Below are 17,039 nucleotides of genomic sequence, written 5' to 3'. Positions count from 1 at the left end.
TAACCATGATGTGTCGTGGTGCGGCTCATGGACCGCCGCACCGCCATCGCCCTTTTCGCCGTCCTCGCCGCGCCCGGCCTCCTGGGCGCCGGGAAAAAGGACGAGAAGCCGACGGGCTCCAGCGCCTACATTGCGCTGAACACCCTGACCGCGACCATCCAGCGGACTAACGGCCGTCGCGGCGTGCTGACGGTCCAGGCGGGCCTGGACGTGCCCGACGCCAGGCTGCGGGCCAAGGTCGAGAGCGTCCTGCCGCGTGTGCGCGCGGTGATGGTCCAGACGCTGCAGACCTACGCCACCGGCATGAGCCCCGGCGCCCCGCCGAACGGCGACCTGCTCAGCCAGGCCCTCCAGCGCGAGACCGACCGCATCCTCGGCCAAAAGGGCGCAAAGGTCCTCCTCGGCACGATGCTGATCAACTGAACCGCGACGCGGTTCTCACATGGCCGAAATGCCGCCGTCGAGCTTCAGCTCCGCGCCGGTCATGAACTTGCTCTCGTCGGAGGCCAGGTAGAGCACGGCGTTGGCGATGTCGTCGGGCTCGCCGATGTGTCCCAGCGGGATCTGGCGGGCCAGCTTGCTCTCGGCGACCTCCTTGCCGAACTGCTGGCGCAGCGGGTCGAGGATCGGAGTGTCGATGAAGGTCGGATGGATGGAGTTCGACCGGATATCCAGGCCCTGCTTGGCGCAATGCAGGGCGATGCCCTTGGACAGCAACCAGACCGCGGCCTTGGAGGCGTTGTAGACCGGCGAGTTGTGAGCGGCGATCAGTCCGGCGATCGACGAGATGTTGACGATCGAGCCCGGCTGGTTCTGGCGCATGTACTTCAGCGCGTGCTTGGTTCCGAGGAACACGGAGTCCACGTTCACGCCCATGACCAGCTTCCAGTCCTCGAAGGAGAGCTGTTCGATATTGCCGCCTCGGCTGATGCCGGCGTTGTTGACCAGGACCGAGATGCCGCCCATGGCCGCGTCGGCCTCTTCCAGGGCGTAGATCCACTGGTCCTCGCGGGTCACGTCGAGGGGAAAGGCGAAGGCCGTCCCCTCCCCGTGCTCGGCGTTGATCTCGGCGGCGAGCGCCTTGGCGCCTTCGTGGTTGATGTCGGCGATCGAGACCTTGGCGCCCTCGGCGGCCAGCTTGCGGGCCGCGGCCGCGCCGAGTCCCTGGGCTCCGCCGGTGATGAACGCCTTCTTGCCCTCGACCCGTCCGGCCATCGCCCTTCTCCCTCGGCGTCTAGTCCTGCGCGCCGGCCGCCTGGGCCGCCGCATCCATGAAGCTCGCCAGGGCCACGTCCAACTCCGTCACCCCGTCCGCGTCGTGGGTGGTCAGCACCACCTCGACACGGTTGTAGACATTGAACCATTCCGGATGGTGGTCGAGCTGCTCGGCCTTGATCGCCACCCGCGTCATAAAGCCGAAGGCGGTGTTGAAGTCGGCGAAGCGGTAGGTGCGGGTGATGGCTTCGCGCGCGTCCTTGGCGGCGCGCGCCCAGCCCGGCAGCCTGGCGAGGGCGGCGTCCGGTCCGATCCGCGATGGGCGGCTCACGCCACCGCCTCTTCGTCGCCGAAGACGAGGCCGGTGGCGGCCGACAGCTCCGCCAGGGTCTGGTCGACGTCCACGACCTTGATGGCGCGCATGCCCAGCATCGCGGCCGGCTTGCAGTTGATGCCCAGGTCGTCGAGGTAGACGCAGGCGTCCGGCTTCACCGAAAGCGCCTCGCACATCATCAGGTAGATCTTGGGGTCGGGCTTGCGTACGCCCGCCTTGGAGCTTTCGATGATGTGGTCGAACAGCGGCATGATCTGGCCCATGGCGCCAGCCGCCCGCTGCGGCTTGTCCGCGCCCGGGCTGTGATGGCTGACCATGTTGTTGGTGATGCAGCCGACCTTGAAGTGCAGCTTGCAGGTCTTCAGGGCTTCCACCATCCGCGGGCGGACGACGCCCGACAGCAGCGGCAGGATGTCCTTGCCGGGAACCGGGTGACCCAGGGCCGTCGATTCCGCCAGGAACAGCTCGTCGAAGCCCTTGGCGTCGATCTCGTTGCGCTCGAACAGCGCCCAGGCGTTGCTGTCCGGGTTGGTCGCGTTGACCTTGCGGATCAGGTCGCGGGGAATCCCTTTTTCGGTTTCGTAGCGGTTGAACGCCTCGAAGGGCGAGGAGGTGAACACCCCGCCGAAATCCCAGATCACCGCTTCGACCGTCATGACTAAATCCGTATTTGAAAACCTCGCGGAAGCTAATGGCCGCGGGCCGACTTTGAAAGGCTCGCCGTGATCGAGGGCGGCGGCTATGCAAAGGAGATGCGCCCGTTCTTCTCCTTCATCCCCCGCCCGCTTCGCCTCGGCGTCTTCCTCTCGGCGGTGGCGGTCATCCTCTACGTGACCCTGGCGCCCAATCAGGACGTGCCCGGTTCGGAGATGTTCTGGGACAAGGCGGCCCATTCGATAGCCTTCGGCCTGCTGGTGGTGATCGGCCTCTTGATGTCGACGCACCGGCGCTGGGTCGTGGCGGCGGCGGTGCTGGCCCTTGGGATTGCGATCGAGATCGCCCAGGGCCTGATGCCCTATGGCCGCCAGGGCGACTGGCGCGACGCTCTGGCCGATGCGATCGGCGTGGGCGTCGGTGTGATAGTCTGGGCCATCGCCAGGCGGTTCAAGCCGAGATGACCATCCGCCATGCTCCCTATGCAGAGGCCGTGGACTTCGCCATCGGGCTGAAGCCGATCGCGGAAGCCGCCTGGCTGGAAGGGGGCGAGGCCGATCCAGCGGCGCGGAAGGACCCGCTCTACGCTGCGCGCCGCGACATCGTCTGGGGCGAGACGCCGGGCTCGCGGCCGGGCCAGGAAGAGGTGCTGGAACTCGTTGAGGCGGTCTGCGGCCCGGCTCCGAAGACGGAGCTGCCGCCGCTCTACGCCGCCGCGAGGCGGGTGGCCGACGACCTAGTGCTGATGGAGCGAGGCGACGAGGGCTGGGCCGTCTCGGCGATCTCCCTTTCCGCGCCGACCTTCTTTTCCGTTCCAGAGGTGCTCGGCCGGCCGCTCGCCCAGATCCACCAGCCGGTCAACGGTTTCGCCGAGCGGTTCCTGAGCCGCGTGGTGCGGATCTTCGACGGCCTGCGCCCGGGCCTTGTCCTCGAGCGGCGCAACTGGAGTGTGGCCAACTCCGCGGAGCCCTTTATGCCGGACGCGGCGCCGATGCGGGCCCGGATCGTCGCCATCTCCGGTGAGGCGGCGGGGCGCGAACTGTTCATTCGGGTCGAGCGCCAGACCCTGCGCCGGTTGCCTCGCACGGGCGGGGCGCTTTTCACGATCCGGGTCTGGCTGCATCCCCTGGATGATCTGATCGGCGAACCCGAACGGCTTGCGGCCTTCGCCAGGGCCTGGCGGACCGCTCCGTCGGACTTCCGCGCCTACAAGCGGCTGGAGCTCTATGACGAGCTGGTCGAGGCCTTCCTGCATAGGCAGGGCCTCTAGCGCTGCTGTTTCGGAGGGCCGCGCGAGCTCTTCTAGCAAGCTGGACAGTAAGTTGGACTTTTACTTGAAGCGAAGCTTCGCCTTGTGGCGGGCGGCACATGGTTAAAAAGTGACCGAAGCTGGCCCGAACCCCAGCTTCCTCAAGCGTCGCTGCAGACTTTTATTTTCCTGCGACGATCGTCAGGCTCACGGTTGAGCCGCGCCACTCGCGGTAGATTCGATCTGCGGGTTTACTTGTTCCATCGGCGTTATTCGCGCCTCGGGGGAATAATACGTTCTCTATACGGCATAGGTTGTTCGGCGGGGAGGATTGTGACTCGGCGTCATCTTGACGATGTGGCGAAAATCTGTCCGTGCCAGATATGGTTGATATTTACTTAAAGGCGAAGTTGGCGTATCAGCGATATTGAAGGCGGTGGCGCTCGGCGACCGCCAGTAAACGCGGTGAGGGGCTAACCCTATGAATAAGCTTGTGAAGGCGGCGATTGCAGCCGCTGTGGCCAGTTTTGCGATTGCGGGTTCGGCGAACGCCGCAATCGTTACCGGTTTCATCCCGGGCGGAGACGCGCCGATCGGTACCGATACCCTGCTCTATGATTTCACTGACGGGAACCTTGGCGTTCTGGATCCTGGCTATGTGAATACCAAGATCCAGAGCACGACCGACGGCGACGGCGCCCAGAACCCGTTCTCGATCCCGGGCGGCAACTATCTGGACGTGCTGGCGGGCGGCAGTGCGACGATCACCTTCGACAGCCTGATGCGCAGCATCAGCTTCAACTGGGGTTCGGTCGACAGCTACAACACGCTGACCATCCACTGGAGCGGCGGTGACGAAGTCGTCATCGGCAACCCGGGCGGCGGCGACCAGAGCAACCCGTCGAACAACGGCGTGTTCTTCGCGACCGTGGGCGCCGGCGAATCCATCACCGGTCTGACCTTCGCCTCGTCGCAGAACTCCTTCGAAATTGACGACATCAGCGGTTCGGCGGTTCCGGAACCGGCCACCTGGGCCATGATGATCGCTGGCTTCGGCCTGGCTGGCACGGCTCTTCGCCGTCGCCGTACGGCCTTCGCCGCGGCCTAAGCGCCAACGGCGATCGACTTGGAAAGCCGGCGGGTTTCCCCGCCGGCTTTTTCTTTGCCTGCTTGCCGGCCAGCGGTGGAAGCGGCAGCTTGCTCCTTCCATCGGCCTCGACAGGATGTCCCCTTGCATATCCGCCGCGCGACCTCGCAGGACGCCCTCGACGTCCTGCGTTGGCGCAATGATCCCCTGACCCGGTCGATGTCTCGGGACGGCTCGATGATCGAGGAGCCCGCTCACCTGGCCTGGTTCGTCCGGGCGGCGGAGGATCCGCGGCGGGTGCTGCTGATCGCCGAGGCCGAGGGCCAAAAGCTAGGCATGGTCCGGTTCGACGAGGATGGCGGGCGATGGGAGGCCAATATCAATCTCGCTCCCGAGGCGCGGGGCCGGGGCCTGGCCGTGCCGATCCTGAAACGCGCCCTCGAACTGTTCGGCCAGGCGCAGCCGGCGACGGCGGTCGAGGCCGAGATCAAGCCGCAGAACGCCGCCAGCATCCGCATCTTCGAGGCCGCCGGCTTCCAACCCCAGCCATCGGACGGCGCGCTTCTGCGCTATCTATGGCCAGGCGCATGATCAGAGCGCCGGCCGCGCCGGCTCCGGCCCGCTGCTAACGCCGTCGGAGAGCGGCTTCGGCGCCGCCGACCAAAGCGGCCAAGATCTGAAGGGAGAATGGCGCACCCGACACGATTCGAACGTGTGACCTTTGCCTTCGGAGGGCAACGCTCTATCCAGCTGAGCTACGGGTGCATCTGGAGAGTTGCGCTGTCTAACCGAAACCGAGACGAAACGGAAGGGTCAGGCGGCGTTGCTGGTCAATGAGACGAAGACGTCCTCGAGATCGGGGTCCTCGGTGGCGATGTCCTTGATGTGCAGGCCGGTGGCGCGAACCGCCGCCAGCACCTGTTCGACGCTGGATTCACCGGTCCTGTAGGTGACCTGGAATGCGCCGCCGGCGCGGGGCCTGGTCTCGAAGCCCGGGAGCTGGGGCGCGACCAGCAGGGGTTCGGCGGGGGTCACCACGACGTTGCGGGTGTCGAGGCGGCGCAACAGGGTGGAGGTTGGCTCGCAGGCCACGACCTCGCCGCGATTGACGATGGCGATCTGGTCGCAGAGCTCCTGGGCTTCCTCGAGATAGTGCGTGGTCAGGACGATGGTGACGCCCTTGCGGTTCAGCTCGAGCACATAAGACCAGAGCTGGCGGCGTAGCTCGACGTCGACCCCGGCGGTCGGTTCGTCGAGGATCAGCACCGGCGGGTTGTGCACCATCGCCTTGGCCACCATCAGCCGCCGCTTCATGCCGCCGGAAAGCTGGCGGACATAGGCTTCGGCCTTGTCGCCGAGGCCCAGGGCGTTGAGCAGCTCCATGGTCCGCCGCTCGGCGGCCGGCACGCCGTACATGCCGGCCTGGACCTCCAGGGACTCGCGCGGGGTGAAGAACGGGTCGGCGGAGATCTCCTGCGGCACCACGCCGATCGCGGCGCGGGCGTCGCGGGGGCGCTCGTCGATGTCGCGGTCCCAGATGCGGACCTTGCCGCTGGTCTTCTTGGTGAGGCCGGCCAGGGTGTTGATGAAGGTCGACTTGCCCGCGCCGTTGGGACCGAGCAGGCCGAAGATCGAGCCGCGCGGAATCTTCAGGTCGAGTCCGCGCAGGGCGTGCATTTCAGGCGCCGTCTTGGTCGCCGGGTAGATCTTGACGACGCCTTCGGCCTCGATCGCGAACTCAGGTAGGGTCATGCGTCTCTTTGTGTCCGGCGCGTGCATTGACGGGCTAAGCCCCCGTCGCATACCTAGGCCCGTGCGGCGCGTCCGCCAAGCTTCCGCCGCCGGAGAGCATACCCATGGCCAGCAATAAAGCCCCGGTCCCCGATCAAGGCCGTTCCTCGCAACTGGAGCCGATGCCGGCCAAGTCGGCCAATACGACCGATCTGCCGCCGTCCGAGGTGGTTGTGGTCCGCTCCGGCCGTGTGGCCTGCGACGGCGTCGGCGGGGCCCTGGGCCACCCGCGCGTCTGGCTGGAGATGGGCGAGGCCGATTTCGTCGAATGCCCCTATTGCGATCGCCGTTTCGTGCTGGCCGACGGCACTGAGGGGCCCGAGGACGAGCGCCTGGCGCCTGGCGTCTACGAAGGTCCGCACGGTCACTGACCGCGGCCGAATTCCGCCAGCGTGTCACAAGGCCGGCGCCTATATCGTCCTCAAGAGGACAGGAGGCGCCGATGAGCCAAGCCGAACTATTCCGCAAACTGCATGAGGGACCGCGGGTCCTCGTGCTGCCCAACGCCTGGGACGCCGCCAGCGCGGCCCTGATGGCCGACGCCGGCGCCAAGGCGGTGGCGACCTCCTCGGCCGCCGTGGCCTGGGCGCACGGCCATGCCGATGGCGACGTGCTGCCGCGGGCGGCGCTGCTGGCCACGATCGGCGAGATCGCTCGGGTCGTCTCGGTCCCGCTCACAGCGGACATCGAGGGCGGCTATACCGACGACCTCCCTGAACTTGCCAATCTTATCAAGGCCGTAGCCGGGGCAGGGGCTGTCGGCGTCAACCTCGAGGACGGCGCGCGCAGCCCCGACCTGCACGCCCGCAAGGTCGCCGCGGCGCGAGCGGCGGCGCCGGACCTGTTCATCAATGCGCGGATCGACGTCTATCTCCGGGGCGGCGAGGGGGACGAAGCGCTGGCCGAAACCCTCAAGCGCGCCGAAGCCTATCGGGAGGCGGGCGCGAGCGGGATCTTCGTGCCGGGACCGGCGGACGAGGCGACGATCGAGACCCTCGCCAGGGAAATCGCCTTGCCGCTCAATGTGATGGGCCGGGCCGGCGTCCCGACCGCCGAGCGGCTGCAGGCCCTGGGCGTGCGGCGGCTGTCGTCGGCCACGGCGCCGTTCCGCCTCGCCTACGCGGCGCTGGAGCGGGCGATGGGCAGTTATCTGCAGGACGGGGACGCGAGCGCCCTGGCCGGATTGGGGCAGGGGCTGAAGGACCTCAATAAACGCTTCCAATAGGGCGCCGATCGGCAGGTTTCCTGCCGATACGCCCACAAACCTGCGGATAGGGGCGGGGTGACCTTGCGCCCCGCACACCCTATCTTCCGCCCATGACCGACGCGCCTCTCGACGCCCCCGCCACGCTCTCCGACATTCCGCGCGAACCGACTCAGGATGGGCCGGCGGTCCGGCTGTTCCTCGTGGACGGATCGGGCTTCATCTTCCGCGCCTATCACGCCCTGCCGCCGCTGACCCGGAAGTCGGACGGACTGCCGATCGGCGCGATCAGCGGCTTCTGCAACATGCTCTGGAAGCTGATGGTCGACATGAAGGCCCAGGCCGAGGCGCCGACCCACCTGGCGGTGGTGTTCGACCACTCGGAACAGACCTTCCGCAACAAGCTCTACGAGCAGTACAAGGCCCACCGGCCGCCGCCGCCCGAGGACCTGATCCCGCAGTTCCCGCTGATGCGCCGGGCGACCCGCGCCTTCGGCGTGCCGTGCCTGGAGCTGCCGGGCTACGAGGCCGACGACCTGATCGCGGCCTATGCCTGCAAGGTCCGCGACGCCGGCGGCGAGGTGACGATCATCTCGTCCGACAAGGACCTGATGCAACTCGTCGGCGACCGGGTCTCGATGCTCGACACCATGAAGAACCTGAAGATCGGCCGCGAGCAGGTGATCGAGAAGTTCGGGGTGCCGCCGGAAAAGGTGGTCGACGTCCAGGCGCTGTGCGGCGACTCCGTCGACAACGTGCCCGGGGCGCCGGGGATCGGGGTCAAGACCGCGGCCCTGCTGATCAACGAGTACGGCGACCTCGATACGCTGCTGGCGCGAGCCGGCGAAATCAAGCAGCCCAAGCGCCGCGACACCCTGATCGCCTTCGCCGACCAGATCCGCCTCTCGCGTGAACTGGTCCGGCTGGACTGTGACACGCCGTTGCCCGAACCGGTGGACGCCCTGGTGGTCGACGATCCCAACCCCGAGGAGCTTTCGGCCTTCCTCGAGGAGATGGAGTTCAAGAGCCTGGCCCGGCGGGTCGGCGCCGGCGGAGCCGCCCCCGCGCAGGTCCCGGCTGCCGCGCCGGCCAGGCCCCCGCAGGCGGCGATCGACGTCAACGCCTATGTCTGCGTGCGCGACATGCCGACCCTGGACGCCTGGATCGTGCGAGCCAAGGCCGCGGGCGTCGTGGCCTTCGACACCGAGACCGACGCGCTGTCCTCGGCCAACGCCGCGCTCTGCGGGATCTCGCTGGCCGTGGCGCCGGGCGAGGCTTGCTATATTCCGGTCGGCCACGAGAACGAAAGCAACGGCGGCCTGGAGTTCGAGGCGCCGGAGGCAATCGAGCAGCTCACGGTCGACGAGGTCGTCGCACGGCTCAAGCCGCTGCTGGAGGACCCGACCGTCCTGAAGGTCGCCCAGAACGCCAAGTACGACATGGCGGTGCTGTCGCGCCACGGCGTGGCGGTGGCGCCGATCGAAGACACCATGCTGATCAGCTATGCGCTGGAGGCGGGCCTCCACAAGAGCCACGGCATGGACGAGCTCTCCAAGCGCTGGCTGGAGCACGAGCCGATCAAGTTCTCGTCGGTGACCGGGACCGGCAAGTCGCAGAAGAGCTTCAAGCACGTGCCGCTGGAACCGGCGACCTGCTATGCGGCCGAGGACGCCGACGTCACCCTGCGGCTCTACGAGCTGCTTCGCCCGCGCCTGGCCAGGGAAGGCCTGCTGACGGTCTACGAGACCCTGGAGCGGGGCATGCCGGCGGTGCTGGCCCAAATGGAGAACGAGGGGATCAAGGTCGACACCGACACCCTGCGCAAGCTCTCCAACGACTTCTCGGTGCGCATGGGCGAGTTGGAGATAGAGGCGCATCGCCTGGCTGGCCGGCCGTTCAATCTGGGCAGCCCCAAGCAGATCGGCGAGGTGCTGTTCCAGGAAATGGGCATGGCCTCGGGCAAGATCACCGCCACCGGCGCGGCCTCCACCGACGCCTCCATGCTGGAGGATCTGGCGGCCCAGGGGCACGAGCTGCCGCGGGTGCTGCTGGATTGGCGGCAGCTTTCGAAGTTGAAAGGGACGTATACGGACAATCTGGTCCAGGCGATCGCCGACCGGACCGGCCGGGTGCATACTTCCTATGCGCTGGCCTCGACGACGACCGGGCGTCTGTCCTCGTCCGACCCCAACCTCCAGAACATTCCGATCCGCACCGAGGAGGGCCGGCGGATTCGCAAGGCCTTCATCGCCGAACCGGGCCATGTGCTGATCAGCGCCGACTACAGCCAGATCGAACTGCGGATCCTGGCCCATGTCGGCGACATCCCGCAGCTCAAGCGCGCCTTCGCCGAGGGCCACGACATTCACGCGGCCACCGCCTCGGAGATGTTCGGCGTGCCGATCGAGGGCATGCCGGCCGAAACCCGCCGCCGGGCCAAGGCGATCAACTTCGGCATCGTCTACGGGATCTCGGCATTCGGCCTGGCCAACCAGCTCTCGATCCCGCAGGACGAGGCCGGCGCCTACATCAAGACCTATTTCGAGCGCTTCCCCGGCATCCGGGCCTATATGGACCGTACCAAGCAGATGGCCCGGACCCAGGGCTTCGTGACCACCATCTTCGGGCGTAAGGTGCACATCCCGGCGGTGAAGTCGAAGTCGGCGGCCGAGCGGGCCTTCGGCGACCGGGCGGCGATCAACGCGCCGATCCAGGGCGCGGCGGCGGACGTCATGCGCCGGGCGATGATCCGGATGCCGGCGGCCCTGCGCGAGGCGGGGCTTTCGACCCGCATGCTGCTGCAGGTGCACGACGAACTGGTGTTCGAGGCGACGGAAGCCGAGGCCGACGCCACCATCGCGGTGGTCAAGAAGATCATGGAGCGAGCGGCCGAGCCGGCGGTGTCGCTGTCGGTGCCGCTGGTGGTCGAGGCGCGGGCGGCGACGAACTGGGACGACGCGCACTGAGGATGGGTGATCCGCGCCCGGCGGCGCGGCCCCCTCCGTCTCGGCTTCGCCGATCCACATCCCCCAGCGGGGGAGGATTTAAGAAGAAACAGATGCTCCCCCGCTGGGGGAGCTGTCAGCGAAGCTGACTACTTCCCCCGCGCCGCCTTTTCGGCGAGGCCGGAGACGCCTTCGCGGGCTTCGAGCTTGGCGGCGACGTCGTCGAGGCTGACGCCGCTGGCGGTCAAGAGGACCAGCCAGTGATAGATGAGGTCGGCGCTTTCGGAGGCGAGGGCCGCCTGGTCGCCCTGGGCGGCGGCGATCACCGCCTCGACCGCTTCCTCGCCGAATTTCTTGGCCGGGCGGTCGATGCCGCCGGCCAGCAGCTTGGCGGTGTAGGAGCTTTCAGGGTCCGCGCCCTTGCGGGACTCGATGGTCGCGGCGAGGCGTTCGAGGATGTCGGCGAAGCGGCTCATGCGGCCTCCGTGATCCGGACCGGGATGTGGGCGGCGGCCATGGCCTGCTTGACCTCGCCCACCGAGACCTCGCCGAAGTGGAAGATGGAGGCGGCCAGCACGGCGTCAGCCCCGCCCTTGGTCACGGCGTCCACCATGTGCCGGGCGTTCCCCGCGCCGCCCGAGGCGATTACCGGGACGTTGACCGCGCTGGTCACGGCCTTGAGCAGGTCGAGGTCGTAGCCGGTCTTGGCGCCGTCGCGGTCCATGGAGGTCAGCAGGATCTCGCCAGCCCCGCGGCGCACCGCGCCCGCGGCGTATTCGATCACGTCGAGGCCAGTGTCGTTGCGACCGCCGTAGGTGAAGACCCGCCAGCCGTCGGCGGTGCGCTTGGCGTCGATGGCCACGACCACGGCCTGGGAACCGAAGGCGTCGGCGCAGGCGCTGATCAGGTCGGGATTCTCGACCGCGGCGGTGTTGACGCTGATCTTGTCGGCGCCGGCCAGCAGCAGGCGGCGGGCGTCCTCCACCTGGCGGATGCCGCCGCCGACGCTGAGCGGCATGAAGCAGACGTCGGCGGTGCGGGCGATCACGTCGAGAATGGCGCCGCGGCGCTCATGGCTGGCGGTGATGTCGAGGAACATCAGCTCGTCGGCGCCGGCCGCGTCATAGGCGGTGGCTTGTTCGACCGGATCGCCCGCATCGCGCAGGGCGACGAAGTTCACGCCCTTCACCACGCGGCCGTCCTTGACGTCCAGACAGGGGATGACCCTAACTTTCAGCATAAGGGGCCTTCAGCATCAGGCGGCGACCTTGAGGGCCTCTTCCGGCGAGATCGCGCCGTTGTAGAGCGCGCGGCCGAGGACGGCGCCGGCGATCGGCACGCCCTTGCGCGCTTTCAGCCGGACGATGTCGTCGATGGAGGCGAGGCCGCCGGCGGCGATCACCGGGATGGCCACGGCGTCGGCGATGGCCCCAAAGGCCTCGACGTTGAAGCCCATCACCGTGCCGTCGCGGTCGATGTCGGTGATGATCAGGGCGCCGACCCCGGCGTCCTCGAAGCGCTTGGCGACGGTGACGGCGTCGAGGTCGGAGCTCTCGGTCCAGCCTTGCGTCGCGACCTTGCCGCCGCGGACGTCCACGGAGACGGCGATCTGTTCGGGCCACAGCTTGGCGGCCTTGTGAACGATGTCGGGCTCGGTCACGGCGACGGTGCCGAGGATGACACGGCTGACGCCGGCCTCGATCCAGCGCTCGATGTCCTTCAGGCTACGGATGCCGCCGCCGAGCTGGACCGGGATCGACACGGCCTCGAGGATCGCCTCGACGGCCTTCTCGTTGATCGCCTTGCCCTGGACGGCGCCGTTCAGATCGACGACGTGGATCCAGTGAAAGCCCGCTTCCACGAAGCTGGCGGCCTGGGCCGCGGGCGAGTTGTTGAACACCGTGGCGGTGTCCAGGTCGCCGTGCAGGACACGGACGCATTGGCCGTCTTTGAGGTCGATGGCCGGATAGAGGATCACGGACGCCACTCCAGGAAACGCGCCAGCAGGGCGATGCCGGCGCTTTGCGATTTTTCAGGATGAAACTGTACGCCCGCGACATTGTTCTTCGCGACGGCGGCGGGGAAACGTTCGCCGTGCTCGACCCAGGCGGCCACGTCTTCTTCCGAGGTCGGATAGAAGGCGAACGAATGGGTGAAGTACATGGGCGCCTCGCCGACCCCGGCGATCGGCGGCGGGCCGTGCGGGTCGATCAGGGTGTTCCAGCCCATGTGCGGGATCTTCACCGACGGATCTTTCGGCTCGACGCGGCGGACGTCGCCGGCGATCCAGTCCAGGCCGCGGGTCTCGCCGAACTCCAGGCCGCGGGTGGCGAGGAGCTGCATGCCGACGCAGACGCCGAGGAACGGGCGGCCCTTCTCCTGGACGGCCTGGGTCATGGCTTCGATCAGGCCGGGCCGCTCGCTGAGCGCCTGCATGCAGGCGGCGAAGGCGCCGACGCCCGGCAGGACGACGCGGTCAGCCGCGGCCACGGTGTCGGGATCGCTGGTGACGATGACCTGGCTCGTTCCCGCCGCGGCGCGGACGAGGGCCTTTTCGGCCGAGCGAAGGTTGCCCGACCCGTAGTCGATCAGGGCGACGCTCTGCATGGATCAGTCTCTTTTCCTTGTCGCGCGCTCGGACGCAAAACCGGTGGCCACTTTTGCTGAGCGCGCTTTACAGCACGCCCTTGGTCGAGGGGGCGTGACCGTGGGTCTTGGGGTCGAGTTCGATCGCCGTACGCAGGGCGCGGGCCAGCGCCTTGAAGCCGCTTTCGGCGATGTGGTGGCTGTTGTCGCCGTAGAGCGTTTCCAGGTGCACGCAGGCGCCGCAGTTCATGGCGAACGCGTGGTGGAACTCCTTGAAGAGCTCGGTGTCGAACTCACCGATCTTCGGGGTCTTGAAGGCGACTTTCCAGACCAGATAGGGCCGGTTCGAGAGGTCGACCGCGCAGCGCGTCAGGGTCTCGTCCATCGGGATGTAGGCGTGGCCGAAGCGGCGCACGCCCTTGAACCCGTCCAGGGCCTTGGCGATGGCCTGGCCGATGACGATGCCGGTGTCCTCCACCGTGTGGTGGAAGTCGATGTGCAGGTCGCCCTTGGTGCGGACATGAAGGTCGATCCCGCCGTGGCGGGCGAAGCTGTCCAGCATGTGGTCGAAGAAACCGATGCCGGTCTCGACGTCGGCGACGCCGGAGCCGTCCAGATCGACGCGGACGCTGATCTGGGTCTCATTGGTGTTTCGGACCACTTCCGCGGTGCGGGCCATCCTCTAAAGTCCTTTGGACGCCGCCAGGTCTTTCAGGCTGACCAGGGGGCGCGGGCCATAGTGCGAAATCACTTCGGCCGCCGCCAGCGAGCCGAGCTGGCCGCAGACATTGAGCGGCCGGCCGGTGGCGAGGCCGTACATGAATCCGGCTGCGTATTGGTCGCCTGCGCCGGTCGTGTCCATGACTTTATCGACCGGGAAGGCGGAAACTTCGAAGGTCTGGCCGGCCGCGGCGATGACCGAGCCCTTTTCACTGCGGGTGACGGCGGCGATCTTCACCTTGGTGCGCAGGGCGTCCACGGCGGCGTCGAAGTCGTCGGTCTGGAAGAGCGAGGTGATTTCCGAGGCGTTGGCGAAGACCAGGTCGACCTGGTTTTCGATGAAGCCGAGCAGCGCCTCGCGGTGACGGTCGACCACGAAGCTGTCGGAAAGGGTGATGGCGATCATCCGCCCGGCGCCGTGGGCCAGGCCGGCGGCCTTGGCGAAGGCGCGGCGGGCGGCCTCGGCGTCGAACAGATAGCCTTCCAGATAGACGATCTTGGCCGCCTCGATGATGGCGGCGTCGATATCGTCGGAGGTGAACTCGGTCGAGGCGCCCAGGAAGGTGGACATGGTCCGCTCGCCGTCCGGGGTGACGTTGATCATCGAGACCGCGGTCGCCTTGCCGTTCAGCAGGGGCGGGGTGTCGAAATGGGCGCCGATGGCGCGCATGTCGTGGGCGAAGACCTTGCCGAGCTGGTCGTCGGCGACCTTGCCGAGAAAGGCGCCGCGGCCGCCGAAGGAGGCCAGGCCCCCCACGGTGTTGGCGGCCGAGCCGCCGGAGGCCTCGATGCCAGGAGCCATGGCCTTGTAGATGGCGGCGCTGCGGACCTCGTCGACCAGCATCATGGCGCCCTTGTCCATGCCCTGCTGAACCAGGAATTCGTCAGTCGCCGGCGCGATCACGTCGACGATGGCGTTGCCGATGGCGGCGACGTCGTAGAGCTCGGTCATGCGGGAAGATCGGCCTTCGCGGAAATTGGCCTTGCGTCCTACAGGCAAAGCCGGACTTGAGCAACGGAGCGCAGGGTCCGGCGGCAACCGGCGAGCGGCCCGTGAGTTGATCCTAGGCAATACGGAGGATCGAAATGGGTATCCTTAAACGCGGCAAGGCCAAGCACGAGGCCGGCGCCAGCATCGGCTCGGGCGCGGCGGGCGCCGACGCCGCGGTCGAAGGCAAGCCGGTCATGGCCGATCACAGGACCGAGGCGCCTCACGCCCGCGCGGCCAAGCCGCTGGGCGAGAACGAAAAGCCGGACCAACTGGCGGGCAAGGCCAAGCAGGCCGAAGACCGTCAGGAAGCGCTGCTGGACGAGGCCCTGGAAGAGAGCTTCCCGAGCAGCGACCCGCCGAGCGCCAAGAAGATCACCTGAGGCGAGGACCGAACGGGGCAAAGGGCGAGTACGGGGCCGGCGGGGGCCGGCCCCGGCTCGTCAGGCTGCGCCCAGGGCGATGACCGCCAGTGGGGCGGCGATGATCGCAAGCGCAAGGACGAGAACCACGTCGCGCAGCAGGTCGCCGCCGCGCGGAAGCTCGATCGATTGATCATAGGTGCAGGTCACGGGGAGGCTCCTACATCGGTGAACGCCCGTAAATTCCGATAATCGGCAGCTTATGACAAACGAGCTTACGGCTCGTCAGTTGATTTCTGGTCAATCGAAGGCGCCAGGCCGTCCTTTTGCGCCTGCTCCAGCAGCCAGGCGCGGAAACGGCGGATGTTCGGCTGCTCGGCCTTTTCCGGCAGGCAAAGCACCCATTGGGCCAGGGTGGTCGGCAGGGTGAGCGCGAAGGGCTGCACCAGGCGGCCGCTCCTGAGGTCGTCGATGACCATGGCCTCGTCGGCCAGGGCCACGCCGCGGTCGGAGAGGGCGGCCTCGATCGAGAGGTAGGTGTTCGAAAAGCGTGGGCCGCGCCGCGGATTGACCTTGTCGGCGCCGGCGGCGGCCAGCCAGTCGCTCCACTCCGGCTCGGCGGCGATCATGTTGACGTCGTGCAGCAGCACCGTGCGGGCCAGGTCGTTGGGATGCTCGAAGGGCCCGTACTTGCGCAGCAGGCCGGGGCTGCAGACCGGGACCAGCACCGTGTCGAACAGGTGGGTGACGTGCAGGCCGGGATAGGGGCCGCGACCCAGCCGGATGGCGACGTCGATATTGTCGCGGGCCAGGTCCTTGGGGGCGTCGGAGGCCGAGACCAGGATCTCGACGTCCGGATAGCGGGCCTGGAAGTCGTAGAGCCGCGGCACCAGCCAGCGCGCGGCCAGGGAGTGCAGCACCGTGACCACCAGCGGCGCGTCCCGGCGCGAGCGGACCGCGTCCACCGCCGCCTGCAGGGTGGAGAGCCCCTGGCTCACGCCCACCGCCAGTTGCTCGCCGGCCTGCGTCAGGCGGACGGCGCGGTTGAACCGGTCGAAGAGCCTGACTTCGAGCTCGGCCTCGAGGGCCTTGATCTGCCGCGAGACGGCGCCGGGAGTGATGGCCAGCTCCTCGGAAGCGGCCAGGAAGCTGCCGTGCCGGGCGCAGGCCTCGAAGACGCGCAGGGCGTTGAGCGGCAGCCGTGTGGTCATGGGGCCAGGAACAGCCGCCGCGAGGGGCAGAGGTCGCCCACCGGGCACTCCTCGCACTTCGGCCGCCGGGCCGTGCACACATAGCGGCCGTGCAGGATCAGCCAGTGGTGCGCGCGGGTGAGCTGGGCCTCGGGGACGATGGCCATCAGGTCGGCCTCGACCTGGTCGGGGGTCTTGCCGGCCGACAGCTTCAGCCGGTGGGCGACGCGGAAGACGTGGGTGTCGACGGCGATGGCCGGCTCGACCCGCAGCTCGTTGAGCACCACGCTGGCGGTCTTTCGGCCGACGCCCGGCAGGGCCATCAGGTCCTCGCGGTTCAGCGGCACCTCGCCGTGGTGCTTCTCCATGATGATCCTGGCCGCCGCGATCACGTTCCTGGCCTTGGTCCGGTAGAGGCCGATGGAGGCGATGTAGGGGATCAGGCCCTCTTCCCCCAGCTCCAGCATCTTCTGCGGGGTGTCGGCGACCTTGAAGAGCCTGGCGGTGGCCTTGTTGACCGAGACGTCGGTGGCCTGGGCCGACAGCGCGACAGCCACCACCAGGGTGTAGGGGCTGTCATAGTCCAGCTCGGTGCGCGGGTCGTCGCTGAGGCTCTCGAACCGGTGGAAGAGTTCGGCGATGCGGGCCTTTTCGGCCGGGCTGAGACGCTTCTTCTGGACAGACTTTGCCATGGCGGCGGGAACATCGCCCGGT

21 protein-coding genes, 1 tRNA gene and 2 pseudogenes are annotated in these 17,039 nt (G+C 67.8%); 10 read left to right on the top strand and 14 right to left on the bottom strand.

All coding sequences use genetic code 11. The annotated features are described in order from the left end of the window. Positions 1–27 precede the first annotated feature (27 nt). Positions 28–423: a hypothetical protein gene (locus ABID41_RS08415; protein ID WP_331930333.1), complete on the top strand. Its 396-nt coding sequence runs from the start codon at positions 28–30 to the stop codon at positions 421–423. Positions 424–438: 15 nt separating this feature from the next. Here the strand turns inward: ABID41_RS08415 and ABID41_RS08410 are convergent, their stop codons facing one another. The 3 genes from ABID41_RS08410 to ABID41_RS08400 are packed head-to-tail and all read right to left on the bottom strand — an operon-like array spanning position 439 to position 2,205. Next, positions 439–1,215: an SDR family oxidoreductase gene (locus ABID41_RS08410; RefSeq protein WP_331930335.1), complete on the bottom strand. Its 777-nt coding sequence runs from the start codon at positions 1,213–1,215 to the stop codon at positions 439–441. 19 nt (positions 1,216–1,234) lie between these two features. Beyond that, entirely contained in the window at positions 1,235–1,546 is a 312-nt protein-coding gene (locus tag ABID41_RS08405) for a 4a-hydroxytetrahydrobiopterin dehydratase (RefSeq protein WP_331930336.1), read from the bottom strand. Next, positions 1,543–2,205: an HAD-IA family hydrolase gene (locus ABID41_RS08400; protein WP_331930337.1), complete on the bottom strand. Its 663-nt coding sequence runs from the start codon at positions 2,203–2,205 to the stop codon at positions 1,543–1,545. Before ABID41_RS08400 ends, ABID41_RS08405 begins: the two co-directional genes overlap by 4 nt. 66 nt (positions 2,206–2,271) lie before the next feature. Between ABID41_RS08400 and ABID41_RS08395 the strand changes: the two genes are divergently transcribed. From ABID41_RS08395 to ABID41_RS08380, 5 genes and pseudogenes are all read left to right on the top strand, one after another. Beyond that, positions 2,272–2,667: a VanZ family protein gene (locus tag ABID41_RS08395; protein ID WP_331930339.1), complete on the top strand. Its 396-nt coding sequence runs from the start codon at positions 2,272–2,274 to the stop codon at positions 2,665–2,667. Then, positions 2,664–3,473: a heme-dependent oxidative N-demethylase subunit alpha family protein gene (locus ABID41_RS08390; RefSeq protein ID WP_331930341.1), complete on the top strand. Its 810-nt coding sequence runs from the start codon at positions 2,664–2,666 to the stop codon at positions 3,471–3,473. Before ABID41_RS08395 ends, ABID41_RS08390 begins: the two co-directional genes overlap by 4 nt. Positions 3,474–3,933: 460 nt before the next feature. Continuing rightward, positions 3,934–4,440: pseudogene (locus ABID41_RS08385) on the top strand (hypothetical protein); the annotation flags it as partial. A gap of 18 nt (positions 4,441–4,458) precedes the next feature. After that, a pseudogene (locus ABID41_RS19345) lies at positions 4,459–4,560 on the top strand (PEPxxWA-CTERM sorting domain-containing protein); the annotation flags it as partial. A gap of 123 nt (positions 4,561–4,683) precedes the next feature. After that, positions 4,684–5,130, top strand: a complete 447-nt coding sequence (locus ABID41_RS08380; RefSeq protein WP_331930345.1) for a GNAT family N-acetyltransferase — start codon at positions 4,684–4,686, stop codon at positions 5,128–5,130. A gap of 97 nt (positions 5,131–5,227) precedes the next feature. On the opposite strand, the gene ABID41_RS08375 is transcribed toward ABID41_RS08380, so the two are convergent. Both ABID41_RS08375 and ABID41_RS08370 read right to left on the bottom strand, forming a co-directional pair. Next, positions 5,228–5,304, bottom strand: a tRNA-Arg gene (locus tag ABID41_RS08375). A 48-nt stretch (positions 5,305–5,352) separates the two neighbouring features. Then, positions 5,353–6,291 (bottom strand): ABC transporter ATP-binding protein, encoded by a 939-nt coding sequence (locus ABID41_RS08370; RefSeq protein ID WP_331930347.1) that lies wholly within the window; start codon positions 6,289–6,291, stop codon positions 5,353–5,355. A gap of 161 nt (positions 6,292–6,452) precedes the next feature. Between ABID41_RS08370 and ABID41_RS08365 the strand changes: the two genes are divergently transcribed. From ABID41_RS08365 to polA, 3 genes are all read left to right on the top strand, one after another. Continuing rightward, entirely contained in the window at positions 6,453–6,701 is a 249-nt protein-coding gene (locus ABID41_RS08365) for a zinc-finger domain-containing protein (RefSeq protein WP_331930351.1), read from the top strand. Between the two features lie 71 nt (positions 6,702–6,772). Then, positions 6,773–7,555, top strand: coding sequence for an isocitrate lyase/PEP mutase family protein (locus tag ABID41_RS08360; protein WP_354297413.1), 783 nt, complete (start codon positions 6,773–6,775; stop codon positions 7,553–7,555). A gap of 92 nt (positions 7,556–7,647) precedes the next feature. Then, on the top strand, positions 7,648–10,500 hold the full coding sequence (gene polA / locus ABID41_RS08355; RefSeq protein WP_354297412.1) for a DNA polymerase I: 2,853 nt from the start codon (positions 7,648–7,650) through the stop codon (positions 10,498–10,500). A gap of 128 nt (positions 10,501–10,628) precedes the next feature. On the opposite strand, the gene ABID41_RS08350 is transcribed toward polA, so the two are convergent. From ABID41_RS08350 to ABID41_RS08325, 6 genes are all read right to left on the bottom strand, one after another. Then, positions 10,629–10,955 (bottom strand): phosphoribosyl-ATP diphosphatase, encoded by a 327-nt coding sequence (locus ABID41_RS08350; RefSeq protein WP_331928130.1) that lies wholly within the window; start codon positions 10,953–10,955, stop codon positions 10,629–10,631. Then, positions 10,952–11,719, bottom strand: a complete 768-nt coding sequence (gene hisF / locus ABID41_RS08345; protein ID WP_331928132.1) for an imidazole glycerol phosphate synthase subunit HisF — start codon at positions 11,717–11,719, stop codon at positions 10,952–10,954. Before hisF ends, ABID41_RS08350 begins: the two co-directional genes overlap by 4 nt. A gap of 15 nt (positions 11,720–11,734) precedes the next feature. Then, complete coding sequence (gene hisA, locus ABID41_RS08340) at positions 11,735–12,457, bottom strand: 1-(5-phosphoribosyl)-5-[(5-phosphoribosylamino)methylideneamino]imidazole-4-carboxamide isomerase (RefSeq protein WP_331928134.1); 723 nt, start codon at positions 12,455–12,457, stop codon at positions 11,735–11,737. Next, positions 12,454–13,086 carry an imidazole glycerol phosphate synthase subunit HisH gene (gene hisH / locus ABID41_RS08335; protein WP_331928136.1) on the bottom strand — a complete coding sequence of 211 codons (633 nt, stop codon included), beginning with the start codon at positions 13,084–13,086 and terminating at the stop codon, positions 12,454–12,456. The genes hisA and hisH overlap by 4 nt, the downstream gene beginning before the upstream one ends. 67 nt (positions 13,087–13,153) lie before the next feature. Next, a complete protein-coding gene (hisB, locus tag ABID41_RS08330) occupies positions 13,154–13,744 on the bottom strand; it encodes an imidazoleglycerol-phosphate dehydratase HisB (RefSeq protein WP_331928138.1) in 591 nt (196 codons plus the stop codon). 3 nt (positions 13,745–13,747) lie between these two features. Continuing rightward, complete coding sequence (locus ABID41_RS08325; RefSeq protein ID WP_331928140.1) at positions 13,748–14,737, bottom strand: adenosine kinase; 990 nt, start codon at positions 14,735–14,737, stop codon at positions 13,748–13,750. Positions 14,738–14,871: 134 nt separating this feature from the next. On the opposite strand from ABID41_RS08325, the gene ABID41_RS08320 reads away from it, so the two are divergent. Beyond that, entirely contained in the window at positions 14,872–15,156 is a 285-nt protein-coding gene (locus tag ABID41_RS08320) for a hypothetical protein (protein WP_331928142.1), read from the top strand. 60 nt (positions 15,157–15,216) lie between these two features. Here ABID41_RS08320 and ABID41_RS08315 read toward each other — a convergent pair whose 3' ends face one another. From ABID41_RS08315 to nth, 3 genes are all read right to left on the bottom strand, one after another. Further along, positions 15,217–15,345: a hypothetical protein gene (locus ABID41_RS08315; protein ID WP_331928144.1), complete on the bottom strand. Its 129-nt coding sequence runs from the start codon at positions 15,343–15,345 to the stop codon at positions 15,217–15,219. A 65-nt stretch (positions 15,346–15,410) separates the two neighbouring features. Continuing rightward, positions 15,411–16,346 (bottom strand): transcriptional regulator GcvA, encoded by a 936-nt coding sequence (gcvA, locus tag ABID41_RS08310; protein WP_331928146.1) that lies wholly within the window; start codon positions 16,344–16,346, stop codon positions 15,411–15,413. Next, positions 16,343–17,017, bottom strand: coding sequence for an endonuclease III (nth, locus tag ABID41_RS08305; RefSeq protein ID WP_331928148.1), 675 nt, complete (start codon positions 17,015–17,017; stop codon positions 16,343–16,345). Before nth ends, gcvA begins: the two co-directional genes overlap by 4 nt. Positions 17,018–17,039 lie beyond the last annotated feature (22 nt).

This window comes from Phenylobacterium koreense, assembly GCF_040545335.1.
GTDB lineage: Bacteria > Pseudomonadota > Alphaproteobacteria > Caulobacterales > Caulobacteraceae > Phenylobacterium > Phenylobacterium koreense.
The sequence above is the reverse complement of the archived record's forward strand: the minus strand, read 5'-3'. Positions and strand labels throughout refer to the sequence as shown.

What these genes read in the sequence shown, in the direction of transcription:
- ABID41_RS08415 (WP_331930333.1), top strand. Translation starts at nt 28, where the DNA reads ATGGACCGCCGCACCGCCATCGCCCTTTTCGCCGTCCTCGCCGCGCCC.
- ABID41_RS08410 (WP_331930335.1), bottom strand. Translation starts at nt 1,215, where the DNA reads ATGGCCGGACGGGTCGAGGGCAAGAAGGCGTTCATCACCGGCGGAGCC.
- ABID41_RS08400 (WP_331930337.1), bottom strand. Translation starts at nt 2,205, where the DNA reads ATGACGGTCGAAGCGGTGATCTGGGATTTCGGCGGGGTGTTCACCTCC.
- ABID41_RS08390 (WP_331930341.1), top strand. Translation starts at nt 2,664, where the DNA reads ATGACCATCCGCCATGCTCCCTATGCAGAGGCCGTGGACTTCGCCATC.
- ABID41_RS08370 (WP_331930347.1), bottom strand. Translation starts at nt 6,291, where the DNA reads ATGACCCTACCTGAGTTCGCGATCGAGGCCGAAGGCGTCGTCAAGATC.
- ABID41_RS08365 (WP_331930351.1), top strand. Translation starts at nt 6,453, where the DNA reads ATGCCGGCCAAGTCGGCCAATACGACCGATCTGCCGCCGTCCGAGGTG.
- ABID41_RS08360 (WP_354297413.1), top strand. Translation starts at nt 6,773, where the DNA reads ATGAGCCAAGCCGAACTATTCCGCAAACTGCATGAGGGACCGCGGGTC.
- polA (WP_354297412.1), top strand. Translation starts at nt 7,648, where the DNA reads ATGACCGACGCGCCTCTCGACGCCCCCGCCACGCTCTCCGACATTCCG.
- ABID41_RS08350 (WP_331928130.1), bottom strand. Translation starts at nt 10,955, where the DNA reads ATGAGCCGCTTCGCCGACATCCTCGAACGCCTCGCCGCGACCATCGAG.
- hisF (WP_331928132.1), bottom strand. Translation starts at nt 11,719, where the DNA reads ATGCTGAAAGTTAGGGTCATCCCCTGTCTGGACGTCAAGGACGGCCGC.
- hisH (WP_331928136.1), bottom strand. Translation starts at nt 13,086, where the DNA reads ATGCAGAGCGTCGCCCTGATCGACTACGGGTCGGGCAACCTTCGCTCG.
- hisB (WP_331928138.1), bottom strand. Translation starts at nt 13,744, where the DNA reads ATGGCCCGCACCGCGGAAGTGGTCCGAAACACCAATGAGACCCAGATC.
- ABID41_RS08325 (WP_331928140.1), bottom strand. Translation starts at nt 14,737, where the DNA reads ATGACCGAGCTCTACGACGTCGCCGCCATCGGCAACGCCATCGTCGAC.
- ABID41_RS08320 (WP_331928142.1), top strand. Translation starts at nt 14,872, where the DNA reads ATGGGTATCCTTAAACGCGGCAAGGCCAAGCACGAGGCCGGCGCCAGC.
- gcvA (WP_331928146.1), bottom strand. Translation starts at nt 16,346, where the DNA reads ATGACCACACGGCTGCCGCTCAACGCCCTGCGCGTCTTCGAGGCCTGC.
- nth (WP_331928148.1), bottom strand. Translation starts at nt 17,017, where the DNA reads ATGGCAAAGTCTGTCCAGAAGAAGCGTCTCAGCCCGGCCGAAAAGGCC.